Genomic DNA, 18675 nt, shown 5'->3' with positions numbered 1-18675 from the left:
AACTACCATGTCGAATTCTAAAGTTATCGTTGTTACCGGCGTGTCATCAGGCATTGGGCGCGCCACTGCGGAGAAATTTACCAAGCTTGGTTGCCGGGTATTTGGTACCGTGCGCAACCCGGCAAAAGCGCAAGCAATACCAGGCGTTGCACTCATAGAGATGGATGTCCGTGACGAAGCGTCGATTGAGCGCGGAATCCAGACCATCATCGCTCAGACCAAGCGCATCGACGTGCTGGTCAACAGTGCCGGTGTGACTTTGCTCGGCGCGACGGAAGAAACCTCGATTGCCGAAGCGCAGACCTTGTTTGACACCAACCTCTTCGGCCTCTTGCGTACGATCAAGGCCGTGCTGCCGCACATGCGCGAGCAAGGTTCTGGCCGCATAGTCAACGTCAGCTCAGTTCTGGGCTTTTTGCCTGCGCCATACATGGCGCTCTATTCGGCCTCCAAGCATGCCGTTGAAGGACTGTCCGAGACCCTGGATCACGAGGTACGTCAATTTGGCATCCGCGTGGCACTTGTTGAACCATCCTTTACAAAAACCAACCTGGATCTCAACGCGCCCCAGACCGTCTCCAGAATTCCTGACTACAGCAAAGAACTTGGCCTCGTTTCCCAGGCAATCCAAAACAACGTCCAAAAAGCACCTGAGCCCGATGGCGTTGCCGCCACGATTGTCAACGCCGCGTTAGGCCCATGGAAGATGCGCCATACACCCAAAGGTGAGGCGTCTCTTCTTGCCAGATTGCGCCGCTTCATGCCCGCTGGCCCTGTTGAGAAAGGTCTGCGGAAGAGCTTCGGGCTCACCGGGAAATCTTACTGAGATACTGTGTTGAGAAACTGCGCTGACTGAATTACCTGAACTTTTAACAATGACTGAGACTACATCTTGAACCCAAAATTCCTTACCCTGACCATTGCTGCCGCCTTGGGCGCTGTATCCCTGTCCGCCCATGCGTCTGGCTACCGCTTCGGCTCCCAGAGCGTGTCGGCCCAAAGTACTGCTGAAGCCAACGGTGCCGAAGCGGCTGACGCCTCCATCGTCTTCACCAATCCGGCTGGCCTGACTTATCTGGATGACACCCAGATCGCGGTGGGCGCGACCGCCGTCATACCGCATTCGAGCTTCTCAGATACTGGCTCCAGACGCTTCACCGGCGCCAGTTCTGGCGGCCTGACTACGCAGGATAGTTACACGCCGGGCATGGTGGCGGCACCATCCTTATATGTCAGCAAGAAAATCAACGACCAGTGGGCTGCTGGCTTTGGCCTGTTCGTGCCTTACGGTACCAAGCTCGATTACGACAACAACTGGTCTGGCCGTTACGCGCTGACCAATGTGAAGCTGGAATCGGTCAACCTTAATCCGTCTGTCGGCTTCAAGCTGAATGAACAGCATTCTTTCGGCTTCGGTCTTAACGCACAGTTCATGAAAGCCAATCTGGGTCAGGGGGTGGATGTGCCAGGCTCGATCGCCGCCCTGACTGGCACGCCTGCTGCAACGGCATTGCTACGTGCCATTGTTGCATCTGGCGGCAACCCTGCAGCCCTCGCAAGCGTCAAGGATGGCCACGGTTCTATGAATGGCGAGGATTGGGGTTATGGCTGGAATCTGGGCTATCTGTTCCAATTGGACCAGAACACGCGTCTGGGTCTGTCCTACCGTTCTTCGATCTCGCACAAGCTCAAAGGCAGTGCCGTGTGGGACTTTAACGTCACCACTGATCCGCTAGTCAACAAGATCATTGCCGCCAATTCGGCCAAAAACAACTCCGCTGTGCTGCTGAATATCCATACGCCTGAGACTTTCTCCATCAGCGGTTTCCGGCAGATCGATACTAAGTGGGCTGTGATGGGTGATGCCACCTGGACACGCACTTCGCGTTTGAAGAACCTGAACATCCAGTTTCCTGGAACCGTGCAAGGTGACGAGGTGATTCTCCAGAACTGGAAAAATACCTGGCGCTTCTCGGGGGGAGCGAGCTACAAGCTCGATGAAAAGTTCACCCTGCGTGGCGGACTAGCATACGACCAGTCGCCTGTTGCAGGCACAAACCTGCGCCACCCGGCTCTGCCTGATGCGGACCGTGTGCAACTGTCGGTTGGAACGAACTGGAGGCTGAACAACAACTCCTCCGTCGATTTGGCGTACTCCTATTTGCACTTTCAGGATGCGGACGGAAGCTACAAGAATTCTTGCTCACCTTTGATCAGTGGATGCACCGGCAATGGGGAATTTACCAAGGGTACCTGGCAAACCCGTCTGCATATGATCAGTGTAGCTTACAACTACAAATTCTGAGTCGAGCGAGGGTGCAGGATTTCAGCCTACTTGATGACTGTTTGCGCGGACAGCACCAGCGCATAAGACCGCGAAATAGTTGCTAATGTTCATATGGCGCTTTGCCATCCTGAGGTTTGGCCGAAAATTGACAACAGACAGAGCTCATGCACAAATTACGGGAAGGATTTCTCAAAATTTGTTTTACGTTAAAGAAATGCCTGAAATCAGTTTTGTTTTAAAAGAGATTGTCGACTGCATAAATATTCAACTTCAGGCATTTAAATATTATCTGCGAGATGAGATTGTCGTTGCGGCTCCAAGGCTAATTTGGGAGGCAATTGTTGGCAACGGCGAGGATTTTTGGCCTTGTGACGAGAATACACCATTGGAACATAAGCTTTTGAAAAGACTAGTTAAACTATTTGGCTCAACGGACTTGCTGAAGATTTGGTTAACAACGTTCCACCCGACTCTCGGGGAGTCGCCTGCACATGCAATGCAGAATATGGAAGGATTAATAGCTGTTCAAATGCTTTTGGAAGCTTAAGATGCAGTCACATTTGTTTGTCAAAAATTACTGGTGAGTAAGAAGAGGAAATTTATTTAGTGATTATGCAAAAAAAGCCGTCCCATTTGAAATGGACGGCTTTGCGCAACTATTTTGACATTTAAAGTACTTGCAGCTTATGCTGTCAAACTTGCAGCTTATGGTGTCACCCACACAATAAGCTCAATGAGCTTAGTTAAAATTATCCGCAAGCTCCGACGTAACCGCAAGACACGCAACGGCTGCAACCATCTATTTTTTGCAGGGCATGCGCGCCGCAATCCGGGCATTTTTTACCTGTTGGAATATAGCTGATAGGCGCAGTTTCACCTTCATAGGCCAGGTCATCCATGCCGTAGTGGTGGCTTCTTTGCTTGAACTTTTCTGCCAGTACGGTGATAGGGATCTGGTTACCGGCAGCATCGAGGAAGCCACGTTTCATCAGTATGCGTTGCAGCGAGTAACCGATGGCGGCGACTTCGGATTCATGGAACAGCGGTGCCTGTGAACCATCGTCCTTGGTGATCATGCCGCAGCGTACTGTACCCTTGTCCCAGACCACTTCACGCATGTCTGCCAGTGCCTTGGCGATGGAACCGCCAGAGCGCGCTGCCATTGACAGCAAACGCATGCTGGCTGAGATCCATTGCTGGCCATCGTTCTTTTGTCCTGCAGGCATGAAGAATTCAAACGGGCGTTCTATCGTCACGCGCTCGCCACCTACCATGCCGTCTATGTGGATGAAGCTGACTGTCAGGTAGACAGTTTTCTTGCCTTCGTAAGTCATGTACTGCACCTTGGAGGTGACAGATTCGAGGTCACCAAATGGACGGCCATCGAATTGCTTGCGTAGCAGGTCGTCGTCAGGTGTTTGTTTGACTTCTGGTGTGGCTTCAGTGGAGACCGATAAAACGCTGCCGAGTATGCTATTCGGGCGGTAAGTTGCCAGGCCTTTGAGGCCAGCACGCCAGGCATCCATGTACAGGTTCTGGAAATCTTCGTAAGGATAATCTGCCGGTACGTTGACGGTTTTTGAAATTGCAGAATCAATATACGGCTGCACGACCTGCAACATCTTCATGTGGTCGCTGGCAGACATATTGAGGGCTGTGACAAATTGTTTTGGCAGCTTGCTGTCGTCAGATACGTCATTGCCCTGATGACGGTACAGGCGCCATGCATGGTCAGCCACTTCATAGACTTTGGCATCGCCAACTGCCATGCGTTTCTTGCGGTTATATACCCAGGAGAAAGCAGGTTCTATACCATTCGATGCATTGTCAGCAAAAGCCAGGGTGATGGTGCCGGTAGGGGCGATGGATAGCAAATGGGAATTGCGCAAACCATGTTTGGAAATCGCATTGCGTACATTTTTTGGCAGGCGTTTGGCGAAAGCACCGGACAGGTATTTGGTGCTGTCAAACAATGGAAACTGGCCTTTTTCTTTAGCCAGTTCTGCTGATGCCAGGTAGGCGGCATCACGCATGACTTCAGATACTTTTTGTGCGAATGCACGGCCGACATCGGAATCATAACGCTGACCCAGCATGACCAGGCTGCTACCGAGACCCAGGAAGCCCAGACCGACGCGGCGCTTGGACATGGCTTCGGCTTTTTGCTGAGGCAAAGGCCAGGCCGTGGCATCCAGCACATTGTCGAGCATGCGTGTCGCTACCGTCACCACTGCTTCAAAGGCAGTGAAATCAAATTCGGCTGCATCAGTGAATGCACCCTTGATGAAGCGCGTCAGGTTGATCGAACCCAGGCAGCAGCAACCATAATCAGGCAATGGTTGTTCTGCACATGGATTGGTGGCTTCGATTTTTTCGCAATAGTAGAGATTGTTCTCGGCATTCATGCGCGACAAAAACAGGATGCCCGGTTCTGCATGATCGTAAGTCGATTTCATGACCTCATCCCACAGATCACGTGCACGCACAGTCTCATACACCCACAGACCATCTTCACGCTGGTAGGCACCGGCTTCTTTCTTGTCTTCGCCAGGTTCCGCTTTATGGACCAGGCAGTAATCTGTGTCTTTGGCCACTGCTTCCATGAATTCATCGGTAACACCGATGGAGATATTGAAGTTGGTCAAACCGCCCTGGTCTTTGGAACGGATGAATTCGAGGATGTCAGGATGGTCACCACGCAAGACACCCATCTGCGCACCGCGACGCGCACCGGCAGACTCAACTGTCGAGCAGGAGGCATTGAAGACCTGCATGAAAGACACAGGGCCGGACGCGCGTGAACGCGTGCCGCGTACCAACGCATCTTTCGGGCGTATGGTAGAAAAATCATAGCCTACGCCACCACCGCGACGCATGGTTTCTGCTGCATCTGCCAGTGCAGTATAAATGCCGGGTTTGCCATCGGTGGCGCTGGAAACAGAGTCACCTACCGGTTGTACGAAGCAATTGATAAGGGTGGCGTGGAGATCCATACCAGCGGCAGAGTTGATGCGGCCTGCTGGTACGAAACCATTCTTTTGCGCCCACAAGAATTTTTCTTCGTAATACGCCTGGAAGTCTGGTTGCTCTACGCTGGCCAGTGCCTTGGCAACACGAGACTGCACGTCGTGGATGGTGACTTCATCGCCTTTGGCGTATTTTTCCAGCAAGACATCGAGGGAGATTTCTTGAGGAGACATTTCCGTCAATCCTAAAATTTTTTCGTTTGCGTTCATGTGAGAAAGTTTTCTTTGTTACTTGTTGCAGAGATGATTCCGAAAGCTCGCCAATCAGGATAAAAAAGCAAGGCGAATACCAAATACCAGGCTGATTTATGTCGTTCGGGACTTTTTAAGAAAGGTGAAGACGCAGGGGCACATTTTCATTATAAAAAACAAACCCTACAAGTATTGTTCTATTATTGCTCTATTGAAATTAAAGCATCGTAATGCCAGATATCCTGATGTCTGATGGCTCTCATTATAAACCCCGTCGCCACATTTTTTCTTGAGCTGAATCTAGATAAGGGCAATCCTCAGGGCAAGGCATAGCAAAATTACCAAGCTGAAATTCCCTTGAAAATCACTGATTTTTGCGGTTAATGGAAACTGCAGGAGTGATACGGGATTTTTGGATAGCAATGCCTGAAGTTGATCTTTATGGCAAGCATGGGTATATGACATTGCGGGATGTTTACCTGCAAAAAAATTCGCCATGGAGCTTGCTATTCAGATATATGTTTTTACAAACTAAATAGTTAGTCCATCGTTTCCAATATTGGTCTGATGTCAGTAAGTCTTGTCAATATTGCCGCTTTTTCGCGATTTCCCTACAAACTGTGAAAAACTCTGTGAAACTCAGGGATAACAGTGATTTCTTAATGACTGAATAACATATACTTGAACAAAAAATTGAACTAAAAAATCCAGTAAATGCAGAGGGCACATAATGAGGCAGGACAGTTTGGCTAAGCGATATCTTTATCCTCAGTTTCTGTTCGCCTGTACCAGCTTGCTTTGTCTGGCGCTCTTGCTGACTTCTTTGCTATTTTGCCAGCCTGTTAAGGCGGCCAGTGTACAAAGCCTGCGCTTTGAGCAAGTCGGGCGTGACCAGGGTTTCCAGCATGAATCCGTGCAATCCATGCTGCAAGACCGCCAGGGCTATATGTGGTTTGGTACCCAGGGTGGCCTGCACAGGTATGATGGTTCCAAGGTGGTATTTTTTCGCCATGACCCCAGCCGTACAGACAGCCTCACCGATAACTGGGTCTGGGCTTTGCATCAGGATGACAAGGGCAGGATCTGGGTAGGTACGCGCAATGGTGGCCTGCATAGGTATGACATGGCGACCGAAACCATGGTCAGGTATAAACGTAACCTGGCAGATATCCGTAGTTCTGGCGGTAACCAGATACAGGCCATCATCAGTGACAGCAGTTCTGGTTTGTGGCTGGCGACCGGCGATGGTCTGGCGCATTTTGACCCCGACACTGCCCGCTTCCAGATTTTGCGTCACGATGACAAGGATGCCACCAGCATTGCCAGTGATCAGGTCAGTGCACTGAGTCTGGATAAAGACGGCAATCTATGGGCGGGCACCAATGCCGGTTTGAGCGTCATGTACCGGGGCAAGACCGCTTTCGAGAATTTCCGTCTCGATAGTGACGGCAAGCCAGACCCGCGCCACAATAATGTACAAAGCATACTCAGCGACAAGCAGGGCAATCTGTGGATAGCCACTTCTGCCGGTCTGGAAATCTGGTCTAAAGAACGCACCAAAAAACGACGCCTTGGTTTGGCTGAAGGCTTGGGCCCTGGCCCTGTTTCCTCCCTGCTGGAAGACCGCGATGGTGTCATCTGGATAGGTACGGATGACGGCCTGAAACGCTGGAACGCTGCCGACAACAAATTCACTTCATATCGCCATCATGCCAGCGACAGGCATAGCCTGGCTGACAACCGCGTCACCCGCTTATTGCAAGACCGTACCGGTACTTTATGGGTAGGCACCTGGCTGGGTGGGGCCAGCCGTACCAATCTTTCCAGTGGTGGTTTTGAGCGCCTGTTGCATTTGCCTGGTGAAGCCATAACCCTGAGTAATAACACTGTGTCAGCTATTACCAGCAAGGGTGGTGTGGTGTGGATAGGTACAGGTGAAGGTTTGAATCGTCTGGACAAGGCCAGCGGTCAGATACGTTCTTACCAGCATCAGGACCGGCAGCCACTCAGTCTGAGTAATAGCAAGATCAGGGCCCTGAAACTGGCACCGGAAGACAAGCTTTGGGTAGGTACGCAAGATGGCTTGAATTTGTTTGACACCGTGACTGAACGTGCACAGCACTTCCAGAGTGATCCCAAACAGCCTGACAGTATCAGCTCCAACATCGTGCATTCACTGGCATATGACAAAGCAGGTAATCTATGGGTGGCAAGTGATGACGGCTTGAATCTCATGCAGGGTGCCAGGTTCAAACGCTATATGCATAACCCCAAAGACAGCGACAGTCTTAGTCATGGCCGGGTAGTGTCTCTCCTGTTTGACCATCGCGACCAGTTGTGGGTGGGCAGTTTTGGCGGGCTCGACAAGCTTGACCGCAGTACCGGACGTTTCGAACATCATCATCATGAACCGGACAATCCAAATAGTCTTAGCCATAGCCGCGTGTATGCCGTGTATGAAGACAAGGCCGGCGTAATTTGGGTAGGCACGGCAAGTGGCCTGAATCAGATGGTGCAGGGTGCTGATGGCAAGATCAGTTTCATTCGCTATGGCGGCGCGCTGGGCAATGATGCGACCGCTGGCTTTGCAGAAGATGAGGCAGGCAATCTGTGGATCAGCACCGATGGTGGCTTGTACAAACTGGGGCCGGACAGGAAAACGCTGAAGAAATATACTGCCGATGATGGCCTGGTCGATGGCACTTTCACAGTCGGGGCCAGCCATCGCGATACCGATGGTGCCTTGTACTTTGGCGGCTTTCAGGGCATGGCCTGGTTTTATCCGAAAGCCATACGCGACAATAATGCCAAGCCGGTCACGACGATTACTGATTTTCAGATTTTCAACCAGTCTGTGCGCGGCGGCAAATTGCCCGCTGGCGTGAAAATGGATGGCAATATTTCTGATGCCAGATCCATCACCCTTTCTTACAAACACAGTGTCGTGTCGATAGAGTTTGCGGCGCTGAATTATTCAGACCCCCAGCATTATCGCTATGCCTATAAGCTCGATGGCTTTGATGAAGACTGGGTACAGATAGATGGCGCCCACCGCGCAGCCAACTACACTAATCTGGGCGCTGGTGAGTATGTATTCAGAACCAGGGCTGCCACCAAGGATGGTGAATGGAATGATGAAGGCGCTAGCCTGCTCATCACCATCACACCGCCATTCTGGATGGAATGGTGGTTCAGGATTATCGTCAGCCTGATTTTACTGGGACTTATCTACCTGGTGTACCGCTGGCGTGTCAGTCGCTTTTCTGACCAACAAATTCTGCTGGAAGAACTGGTCAGGCAAAGAACTGCCGAGGCTGACCGTGAGCGCAAACGCTTGACTGACCTCACCGATGTCTTGCCGCTGTCAGTCTACCAGTATCGTGAAAGACCGGATGGCCAAAGGGAATACGCCTACGTCAGCGAGAATGTTAAAAACGTCATGGGTGTACCGGCAGAGGACTTGCTGGCCGACAAAGACGCCCGCTGGCGCACCACGCTGGCTGAAGACAGGGAAGCTGCCGAGATCAGCCTGAACCGGGCTGTCGATAACCGCACTTCCAGCAATTTCCACCAGCGCGTCCTGGTGGATGGCAAGGTGCGCTGGTTGCGTTCGCAAACCGTGGCTCCCAAGCGTGTCAATGGCGACTGGATATGGAATGGTTTCTGGATAGATGAAACGGAAACCTATCTGCAAAAAGACGAGCTGCGTGAAGCCAAGGAACAGGCTGAACAGGCGACTGTTGCCAAGTCTTACTTCCTGGCGAACATGAGCCATGAAATCCGCACGCCCATGAATGCCATCATCGGTCTCTCGCATCTGGCCAAGAAAACTCGCCTGACGCTGAAGCAGCGCGACTACATCGATAAAATCCATAGCGCCGGTACTTCTTTGCTCGGTGTGGTGAATGACATCCTGGATTTTTCCAAGATAGAGGCAGGCAAGCTCGATATTGAATCTGCCGAATTTGTACTAGCCGATGTCATCGACGATGTCGCCACCATCGTCAGCCACAATGTCGCAGAAAAAGATATAGAGCTGGTATTTGATATCGACACTCATGTCCCCCACAGCATGCGCGGTGACCCTTTGCGCCTGGGGCAGATCATTACCAACCTGGTCAACAATGCCATCAAGTTTACTGACCGGGGTTCTGTCATCATCCTGGTCAAACAGGTGCAGGCCGAAGTCGACAAGGTACAACTGCAATTCAGTGTGCAGGATACTGGCGTTGGCATGACAGAAGAACAGCAAGAAAACCTGTTCCAGGCCTTTACGCAGGCAGATAGTTCCACCACGCGCAAATATGGCGGCACGGGTCTGGGTCTGACGATATCGCGGCACCTGGTTGAACTCATGGGTGGCACTATCTGGGTCGAAAGCCAGGTAGGCAAAGGCAGTCATTTCCATTTCACTTGCTGGTTCGCTTTTGCCAGCCCGGCACCGCAAATCATCTTGCCGCCGCAAGTACAAAACCTGAAACTGCTGGTCGTGGATGACCATGACGTGGCACGCCTGCATTTGCAAAAACTGGGGCAGCAACTGGGTTTGACCGTGAATGCTGCCAAAAGCGGCAAGCTGGCGCTGCACATGCTGAGTGAAGCCAGGGTACTTGGTCACCCATATGATTTGCTCTTGCTCGATGCCCATATGCCAGACATGGATGGTGCCACCACCATGAATGCGATTGCCGCCAGCATGGGCAAGGAAGCACCGCAAGTCATCATGCTGACCACCATGAGCTTTGATGAAACCACCATGCAGGCCAGGACCTATGCACCGCTTGCCTATCTGTCCAAGCCCACAGGCATGGCAGGCTTGCTGGAGATTTTATTGCGTATCAGCGCTTCATCGCGTGAAGCGCCGGTCAGCACCGCAGCCGAGACGCACAACGACTGCCGCTTCGAAGGCTTGCGCATCCTGCTGGTCGAAGACAATCACATCAACCAGCAAATTGCTGCAGAACTGATGACTGAGGCAGGCATCATCGTTGAAGTGGCCGACAATGGCCGCATCGCCATCGACAAGCTGAATCGTGGCAATCCTTATGACATCGTGCTCATGGATTTGCAAATGCCCGAGATGGATGGCTATGCCGCCACTACCGTCATTCGTTCTTACCCTGAATGGCTGGACTTGCCCATTATCGCCATGACAGCCCATGCCATGAACGAAGAAAGGCAGCGCTGCCTGGACACAGGCATGAATGACCATATCGCCAAACCGATAGACCCGGACAGTTTCTTTGAAACCCTGAGCCGCTGGTGTGGCCGTCGCATGCCTGGCTACCAGACTGATCTGCCAGCCAGCACAGGCATACAACCGCCAGCCTCAGTTACGCAGACCTCAGTTACCACTACCGCAGCGGTAAGCAAAGCTGAACCAGCGAAGCCAGAAGTCGTTGTTCATGATCTGACCATACCTGGTGTCGATGTCGCGCCAGCCCTGCGTCGCTGCGGACAAAATCTCGACCTCTACCTGCGTCTGCTGCAAATTTTTGTCGACAGTGCTGCATCCACGCCAGACAAGATCAGGCAGGCGCTGGAGAAGGGCGACCGTGGCACTGCCGAGCGCGAAGCACACACCATGCGCGGTGCCGCTGGCAACATCGGCGCGACCACGCTGGCGGCGGTATCAACCGAGCTGGAACTGGCAATTGAAAAGTCTGAAGAGAACGAGGCGCTGATACAAAAATTCACCGCTGCCAGTGCGGAACTGATCAATGCATTGAAGCAGGCTTTAGTGGAGCAGACGGCTAAGGCAGCAACTGAGGCCGCAGCTGAAGAGAAACATAAAGCAGCAGCCAAGGATGCTGATGCCGCAGAGGCAACAGAAGTAGCCCAGCTATTTGCCATGCTGCGCCAGTATCTGGAGGAATCAGACAGCGAGGCACTGGATTATTTCAATACCCATAATCTCAGCATGCGCCAGGTGCTGGGGGCGCAGGCTGAAGAGTTTGTGCAGTCGCTGCAAGTGTTTGACTTTGAAATCGCCTTGCAGATACTCGACAGTGTCGCTCCTGCAGACAGTGCTACTTTATAGATATTTCTCCAGCATCTGCATGGTGCGCGCAGTCGCCCCCTGATGCTGCAGGAAGAAGGCATGGGCCGCTACACCCATGCGCAGGCATTGCTTTTTGTCTGTCAGCAAGGCATGGGCCTGGCGGAACAGGCTCAGTGCGCCATCGACACGGAAAGCAGCGCCACTGGCAATGGCCTGATCAGTGATTTCAGAAAAATTAAAGGTATGCGTGCCCGTCAGTACAGGCTTGCCCATGGCGCAGGCTTCGATCAGGTTATGGCCGCCCAGCGGCACCAGGCTGCCACCAACAAAGGCGATATCGCAGGCAGCATAGTACATATACATCTCACCCATGCTGTCACCCAGTACGACCCGTATGTCTTCACCTATAGTAGCGATTTCTTCATGGTTCAGGCTGGATCGGCGCAGGTATTTGATGCCATGGGATTCCAGCAGGCTGGCAACATGGTCAAAGCGTTGCGGGTGGCGTGGTGTGATGATCAGCAGCGGGTTGGTTTGCAATAGAGGCACTTGCTCGACAAAGGCTTGCAGTATCAATTCTTCTTCGCCGTCGCGGGTACTGGCACACAAGATTACTTGGCGCTCACCAAAGCTGCGGCGCAGGGCTGCGCCGCGTTCTGCCATCAAAGGTGGTGGTGTCACATCAAACTTCATGTTGCCGGTCACACCTGGTTGCTCTATGCCCAGCTCATGCAGGCGCAGGGCATCAGGATTTGATTGAGCAGCCACACTGCTGATCGCACGTGCCGCAGGCAATATCAGCGAAGCCAGGCGCTGGGCCTTGCGCAAAGACTTTTCTGACAGGCGGGCATTCACCAGCGCTACCGGTATGGACTTGGCCTCACACTGGGCGATCAGGTTGGGCCAGACTTCTGTTTCTATCAGTATGCACAGTTGAGGAGAAAAGTGCCGCAAGAAGCGTACGATCATCCAGTTGATGTCATACGGTAAAAACGCCTGTTGCAGGCGTGGGCCGACATCGGCAAACAGTTTGTCGCCTGTTTCACGCCCTGTAGCTGTCATGTGCGTCAGCAGGATGCGGTGTTCAGGGCAACGTGCCAGCAGGGCGCGTATCAGTGGTTCTGCCGCGCGGGTTTCACCGGCAGAGACAGCATGCACCCAGATCGTTGGTACGCTGACAGAGGCTGGGTAAAACCCCAGGCGCTCGCCTATATGCTGGCGATAGCCAGGCTCAAGGCGGCCACGCCACCAAAGGCGGAACAGGGCAAACGGCAGGGACAGACCCCATACCAGAGAGTAAAGAAGACGCATGCTTTATGTCCGACGGAAATTCACCAATACAATACCACCACAGACCAGTACTGCACCCAGCGCAAAGCGCGGGCTAATGGGATCGTGCATAAGAATGACACCAGCGGCCACGCCGAACAAGGGTGTCAGGAAAGAAAATACAGAAAGACGTGATGCCAGATAACGCCTCATCAGCCAGAACCAGGTCAGGTAACTGGCAAAGGCAATCACCACGGTCTGGAAAATCAGGCTGACGATGCTGGTCATATCCCATTGTGCAGGCAAACTCTCGCCACGCAGCAAGACAAATGCCAGCAAAATCACCGCAGCCACTGCCAGTTGATAAAACAAGGTCGTCGTCGGCTCTGCTTCAGACAGGCTGGACTTGCGTATGGTAATCGTTGTTGCCGCCCATAGTATGGCTGCGGCGACCCCAAAGCTGTCACCGATGAGCATATCTGCCACATCACGCTGGTTGCTACTGAAGGCGCCAGAAAAGGCGATTGCCACACCTGCAAAGGCTGACAAGATACCCAGCCACTGTGTTGATTGCAAACGCTCAGCAGGGATCAGCCAGTGCAGGCCCAGCACCGTAAAAATAGGCGCTGTATATAAAAACACCGACATATGCGAAGCCGTTGTGTATTTCAAACCCAGCGATATGCATAAAAATTCGATGGCAAACAAGAGGCCTGCCGCAATACCCGGTACTACATGCTTGTCACGCAGGGAAAACGGAATCTTTTTGATAAGTATCAGTAATAACACCAGCACTGCCGCCAAACCAGAACGCAAGCCCAGTTGCATACTGGCACTAATCACTGGTGCCGCCAACTTAACCGCCACTTGCTGCAAACCCCAGCACAGACAGAGTATCAGCATCAGGGATATGGCAAAACCATCAAGATTTTTACGTTGAGCGGACATCAAGCTTGGGAGTGTGGGCGAAGAGGTGGGAATATACCTGAAAACGGTGTGCAGGGGTGTATGTCTTGCTTGCTGTAAATGCCGGGTGGAGTATGTATTTTTATAATTTAGCAAGAAAGTTGAGCCAAATAAACTAGATAATTGATTGTCCAATAGGTAACTTTTTGCTACTCTGTAAACTGTACAGCTTAATAAAGCGAGAACGCAAAGCCGTCGCTCCTGCGCAGGCAGGAGGCTACCGGGCTGACGCTCCAGTGGTTTTCGTCATCAGGCAAGAACTTGAAAAATGGGCATAGTTCAACAAGGCACTTTGCAGTTCTGCAAAACCACTCCCATAAAATGATATCCTATGCCTCTTAAACAACATGCAAGGACATGTTGAGCCACCTACCCATCGTGGAAATGAATAGATGAGCACAGATATCTTTTGGCAAGCACTGTCAAACGCACAGCCACAGTTGCAGCAAATGGAAGCCCGCGATGCGATGGAAGCCATTAATGCATTGCTGCAACCCCACTTCCCCAACCTGGCAGCAGAGTTGCAAGGCAAAATGGAGGGCGGCGTATATGACCTGATCATCACGGCCCACGGTGCGACCGAGCATTTTCAGGATGTCATGACGCTCACTCAATCAGCGCCCAAACTGGCCATGTTTCAGCATGTGATTGCTTTCCGGGCACGCACAGAAATGGGCGATTTCGGCATGTCCATGGATAATTTCAGCCTCAGTCCGGCCGATGTCCTGGTTGGCCATTATGCCGACACAGGCAGGGTGGGTTTGCAATTATGGTTTGCCAAACCGATACCGCAAGACATGACCGATCATGCCAGGCACATGTCCTTCATCCTGCTTGACCATGCCATCGGTGAATATGATTTCGCCATCAAGATAGGCCCGGTAGAATTCATGGACGATGCGCCTGAACAGGCCACTGTCAGCCTGGCTGCCTTTCCGCCAGTGCTGGATAACTTCTGGCGCGATGAGCTCAAGCATACTGCCCTGTTCCCCACCGGTGAGAATGAATGGACAGGTTTTGAGCTCGTCAGCAATACCGACCCTGACGACAAACTGCTGGTACAACGCAATGAATCTGCCATGTCTTTGGTAGGCAGGGCAGACATGCTGTGGCGCGTGCAAGTCGATGTGGTGCTGGATCATAAAGATGATCTGGAAGCCGCACGCGAGTTTGAAGACCAGCTCGAAACCCTGCTCATGCAAACCCAGGAAGGCATCACCAGCCAGATCACGCTGCATGGCAATGTGCGCAGCATGAACTGGCATGTCAGCGATGTAGAAACTGCCCTGGCCAAGGCACAAAAACTGGCAAAAAACTTCGCCCCGCTGGAGTTTGATATCAGCAGCGAATTTGATCCACAATGGCAAGACTACCTGCGCTGGGTTTCTTAGAGGCTGTTGCAAAATTAATCTGGCGTTGTTGCGCCTCCCAGATGTAAAACCCGGTACTAAAGCACTGTCTGCGTCGGCGGCGCCTAGCCGGGAGCACCTAGCCGGGGGCGCCTAGCCATCTTAACTTTGCAACAGCCTCTAAGGTAATGCTGAAAATAAATCGCTTGTACATATAGTTTTAACAGCCTATTTAAAAGAATTGGAATCATCTTGACTACCGTAGCCATCACCCCACAAATTCAAGCCAGCAACCAAAGCCCCTTCGTCCTGTTCGGTGGCATGAATGTGCTCGAATCCAAAGACATGGCCTTGCGCGTTGCAGAAGAATACGTGCGCGTCACCAGCAAGCTGGGCATCCCTTATGTTTTCAAGGCCAGCTTTGACAAGGCCAACCGTTCTTCCATCCATTCTTACCGTGGCCCTGGCCTCGAAGAAGGTTTGAAAATATTCGAGGCCATCAAGGCAGAATTCGGCGTACCCCTGATCACCGACGTGCACGAACCATGGCAAGCCGCACAAGTGGCAGAAGTGGTCGATGTGCTGCAACTGCCAGCCTTTTTGGCACGCCAGACTGACCTCGTCGTCGCCCTTGCAAAAACCAGCCGCGTCATCAACATCAAGAAACCACAATTCCTTAGCCCTTCACAAGTACAAAACATCGTCGAAAAATTCAGGGAAGCAGGCAACGACCAACTGATACTCTGCGACCGCGGCACCTGTTTTGGCTACGACAACCTGGTGGTCGACATGCTCGGTTTCGCCGTCATGAAAAAGGTCACCAACAACCTGCCTGTCATCTTCGACGTCACCCATGCCCTGCAACAACGCGAAGCTGGCGCAGCAGCCTCAGGCGGCCGCCGTGAACAGATCGTCGAACTGGCCCGCGCTGGCATGGCAACTGGCCTGGCAGGCCTGTTCCTCGAAGCACATCCTGACCCGGCGCAGGCGAAGTGCGATGGGCCCAGTGCCTTGCCGCTGGACAAGCTTGAGCCATTTCTGGCGCAGTTGAAATCGCTGGATGATTTGGTGAAGTCGTTTGGAAAGTTGGAGATTTAAAATTCCGGTAGAAACATGAATAAGTGCACTATTGAATATAGTATCGTTTAAATATAAAAACTGATAAATATACATTTTTGATTCAGAATGAATTTTGAATTCATTTTGGAAAAGAGGAAATATTCGTGAGAATTAATAGAATAGAAGTGAAGAAATTGTTCGGTGTTTTTGATCACGACATACCTTTGAAGGAAGGCGGAATTACAATTGTAATTGGAGAAAATGGGATAGGGAAAACGGTAATTTTAGAAGCTATTAATTCTTTTTTTGGCAGAAGATACGAGTTCTTTAATGACCTTGTTTTTGATAAATTTATATTTTATTTCGAAGACAGTGAGCCTTGGGAGTTGAGTAAAGTTCATACAAATCATGGATTTATATTAACTATTAATCATAAAAGTGCTGAAGTCAAAGATACAAAATTGAAGCAATCGAAGCAATCGAAGCAATCGAAGCAATCGAAATCATCAAAGCAACACGGAATAGCAGAAATAAAAATAAGTGGTGAATTCGTAAAAAATGCCGCGAGTCGGGGACTTATAGAGGCTCGTCGTAGATTCGAGTTGGCAAATATGGAAGCTTATATTCATGAAAACAACATGAACGCCCATGACCCTTGGGATAAATATGAGCGAATGCGTTTTCTAAACGAAATGATGTATGGAAACAATTTTCCTGATTCTAAAGTAATTAATCCGCGATCGTTTGAAACAACGTTAAAAAAAATAAGAGTCAAATTAATTGAAACTCAGAGGATTATTACTGCAAAAGAACAAGGAGGAGAGTCATATATAAATAATGTACTTAAGTGTTCTGACGAATTAGTCGAAAAAATATCTAAAATAGAAAAATCGGCATCTGAAATCGCAACCGAATTAGATAGTACTTACCCAAATAGATTAGTCCAGAAATTAAAACAAAAAACCATCGAGCCATTTGATCAATTGAACGCAGCACTCAGTAAATTAGACGAACGACGGAAATTACTCGCATCAATCGGCCTGAGTGAAAGTAACTATGATTCAGACTTGCTTCAAATAAAAGATAATCAAGATGACTTAATTAATCCATTAAAACTTTATATTGATGACAGTCAAGAAAAACTCGCGCCATATGAACAAATTTCTAGACAGATTCTTCTTTTTAAAAACATTGTAAATAAGCGATTTAAGCACAAAGTTTTAGAGATAAGCAGGAGTAAAGGATTTGTTTTTAGATCAAAAATTAAGAAGGACGATAAAGGTCAATACGAAACTATTTCACCAATAAAATTATCATCTGGCGAACAAAATGAACTTATTTTATTCTACGAATTAATTTTTAAAACAAATGCTGGCGATATGATCTTGATTGACGAACCGGAACTGTCATTGCATATTTCTTGGCAAAATAAGTTTATTAATGATTTAAAAGAAGTAACGTTAATGAATAATGTTCAAGTTGTAATCGCAACGCATTCGCCCGATATAATTGATGAAAATTGGGATTTGAAAATTGAATTGCAAGGGTTAGAGTAATGGAAGATCAATTAACGCCGTCCAGGATTGCAAATTCAATTATGCAAGATAAGAATTTTTCGGGTTACTACGTGTTAGTTGAAGGTAAAAAAGATGTAAAAGTATATAACCGCTTTCTTAATCCCGATATAGCACGAATAAAGCTCGCTTCTGGAAAGTATCGGCTGCGAGAAGTCTATGAAATTCTTAGAAAGCGTAGCTTCGAGAGAAAATTTGGAATTCGAGATGCTGATTTTTTAAGAGTGAAAGGAAATCCAAAATTCAATTCAAATTATTCAGACTATATTTTTGCAACTGATGGTCATGACTCTGAAATCATGATGGTTACACATGGGGTTTTAAGACACTATTTGACTATAGTGAGCGATGAGGAAAGAGTGGTGTCATTTGAAAAAGAAGTTGGTTGCTCTCTTTCTGAATTAATTTTTAATCTGCTCTATGAATTAGGGTGCTTAAGATTGGCAAGTAAAAGATTTGAGTTAGGTCTTTCTTTCAAACCAGTCCGTCCTGAAGGAAACAAGCTGAAAATTGAAAAATTCATTTCTGTCAAAAATTGGACGTATTTAGGGCGTGAAAAAATGATTCAGTATGTGATGGAATATTCAAAGAATAGAGACAATGAAATTTCCAATGCTGCGATTATCAGCGAGAAATTACAAGAAATTATTGCAGAAAAGCATCCAGCTATTGAAATAATTAACGGTCATGATGTTTCGGAACTTTTATGGATGATTTCCAGAGATGGCTTGAAAAGTAAGAATAAAATTCTGCAAAATGCTGATTGCGTTGAAGACCTTCTAATCGCATCATTTGATTTTGCTAAATTTACTAAAACCGAATTGTTTAAGTCAATAGAGAATTGGCAGAATGGACAAAGTGTTCAAATATTTTCTACTTAGTTTTTAATGCCATATAAATTTGATAGTCGTTAGCAGGGCACCTCCTATTTTAAAAGCTACTTGCTTCAGTA

At 49.7% G+C, this 18675-nt stretch carries 11 protein-coding genes; 8 read left to right on the top strand and 3 right to left on the bottom strand.

Translation table 11 applies throughout. The features are described from left to right. Positions 1-7: 7 nt before the first annotated feature. From AC3WQT_RS03100 to AC3WQT_RS03090, 3 genes are all read left to right on the top strand, one after another. On the top strand, positions 8-826 hold the full coding sequence (locus AC3WQT_RS03100; protein ID WP_492702147.1) for an oxidoreductase: 819 nt from the start codon (positions 8-10) through the stop codon (positions 824-826). A 66-nt stretch (positions 827-892) separates the two neighbouring features. Beyond that, positions 893-2305, top strand: coding sequence for an OmpP1/FadL family transporter (locus tag AC3WQT_RS03095; RefSeq protein ID WP_492702145.1), 1413 nt, complete (start codon positions 893-895; stop codon positions 2303-2305). A 127-nt stretch (positions 2306-2432) separates the two neighbouring features. After that, positions 2433-2834: an antitoxin Xre/MbcA/ParS toxin-binding domain-containing protein gene (locus AC3WQT_RS03090; RefSeq protein ID WP_492702143.1), complete on the top strand. Its 402-nt coding sequence runs from the start codon at positions 2433-2435 to the stop codon at positions 2832-2834. Positions 2835-3036: 202 nt separating this feature from the next. Here the strand turns inward: AC3WQT_RS03090 and AC3WQT_RS03085 are convergent, their stop codons facing one another. Next, complete coding sequence (locus AC3WQT_RS03085) at positions 3037-5523, bottom strand: adenosylcobalamin-dependent ribonucleoside-diphosphate reductase (RefSeq protein WP_492702141.1); 2487 nt, start codon at positions 5521-5523, stop codon at positions 3037-3039. Between the two features lie 727 nt (positions 5524-6250). On the opposite strand from AC3WQT_RS03085, the gene AC3WQT_RS03080 reads away from it, so the two are divergent. Continuing rightward, positions 6251-11545, top strand: coding sequence for a two-component regulator propeller domain-containing protein (locus tag AC3WQT_RS03080; RefSeq protein ID WP_492702139.1), 5295 nt, complete (start codon positions 6251-6253; stop codon positions 11543-11545). Here AC3WQT_RS03080 and waaA read toward each other — a convergent pair. Together waaA and AC3WQT_RS03070 are read right to left on the bottom strand one after the other, a co-directional pair. Further along, positions 11540-12817, bottom strand: coding sequence for a lipid IV(A) 3-deoxy-D-manno-octulosonic acid transferase (gene waaA / locus AC3WQT_RS03075; protein ID WP_492702137.1), 1278 nt, complete (start codon positions 12815-12817; stop codon positions 11540-11542). The two genes, AC3WQT_RS03080 and waaA, sit on opposite strands and share 6 nt — an antisense overlap. A 3-nt stretch (positions 12818-12820) precedes the next feature. After that, on the bottom strand, positions 12821-13723 hold the full coding sequence (locus AC3WQT_RS03070) for a DMT family transporter (protein ID WP_492702135.1): 903 nt from the start codon (positions 13721-13723) through the stop codon (positions 12821-12823). Between the two features lie 410 nt (positions 13724-14133). On the opposite strand from AC3WQT_RS03070, the gene AC3WQT_RS03065 reads away from it, so the two are divergent. From AC3WQT_RS03065 to AC3WQT_RS03050, 4 genes are all read left to right on the top strand, one after another. Continuing rightward, positions 14134-15132 (top strand): hypothetical protein, encoded by a 999-nt coding sequence (locus tag AC3WQT_RS03065; RefSeq protein WP_492702133.1) that lies wholly within the window; start codon positions 14134-14136, stop codon positions 15130-15132. A gap of 210 nt (positions 15133-15342) precedes the next feature. Continuing rightward, the gene (gene kdsA / locus AC3WQT_RS03060) at positions 15343-16188 is read left to right on the top strand and encodes a 3-deoxy-8-phosphooctulonate synthase (protein WP_492702131.1); all 846 of its coding nucleotides are present in this window, start codon (positions 15343-15345) and stop codon (positions 16186-16188) included. 125 nt (positions 16189-16313) lie between these two features. Beyond that, a complete protein-coding gene (locus AC3WQT_RS03055) occupies positions 16314-17705 on the top strand; it encodes an AAA family ATPase (RefSeq protein WP_492702129.1) in 1392 nt (463 codons plus the stop codon). Further along, positions 17705-18604: a hypothetical protein gene (locus AC3WQT_RS03050; protein ID WP_492702127.1), complete on the top strand. Its 900-nt coding sequence runs from the start codon at positions 17705-17707 to the stop codon at positions 18602-18604. The genes AC3WQT_RS03055 and AC3WQT_RS03050 overlap by 1 nt, the downstream gene beginning before the upstream one ends. Positions 18605-18675 lie beyond the last annotated feature (71 nt).

Source organism: Undibacterium sp. FW305-107 (genome assembly GCF_058788535.1).
Note: the sequence above shows the minus strand (reverse complement) of the source record. Positions and strands in the feature narration are given on the sequence as shown.

Bases quoted from the DNA above. Each gene is read 5' to 3' on its own strand.
- AC3WQT_RS03100 (WP_492702147.1), top strand. From the start codon at position 8: ATGTCGAATTCTAAAGTTATCGTTGTTACCGGCGTGTCATCAGGCATT.
- AC3WQT_RS03085 (WP_492702141.1), bottom strand. From the start codon at position 5,523: ATGAACGCAAACGAAAAAATTTTAGGATTGACGGAAATGTCTCCTCAA.
- waaA (WP_492702137.1), bottom strand. From the start codon at position 12,817: ATGCGTCTTCTTTACTCTCTGGTATGGGGTCTGTCCCTGCCGTTTGCC.
- AC3WQT_RS03070 (WP_492702135.1), bottom strand. From the start codon at position 13,723: ATGTCCGCTCAACGTAAAAATCTTGATGGTTTTGCCATATCCCTGATG.
- AC3WQT_RS03065 (WP_492702133.1), top strand. From the start codon at position 14,134: ATGAGCACAGATATCTTTTGGCAAGCACTGTCAAACGCACAGCCACAG.
- AC3WQT_RS03050 (WP_492702127.1), top strand. From the start codon at position 17,705: ATGGAAGATCAATTAACGCCGTCCAGGATTGCAAATTCAATTATGCAA.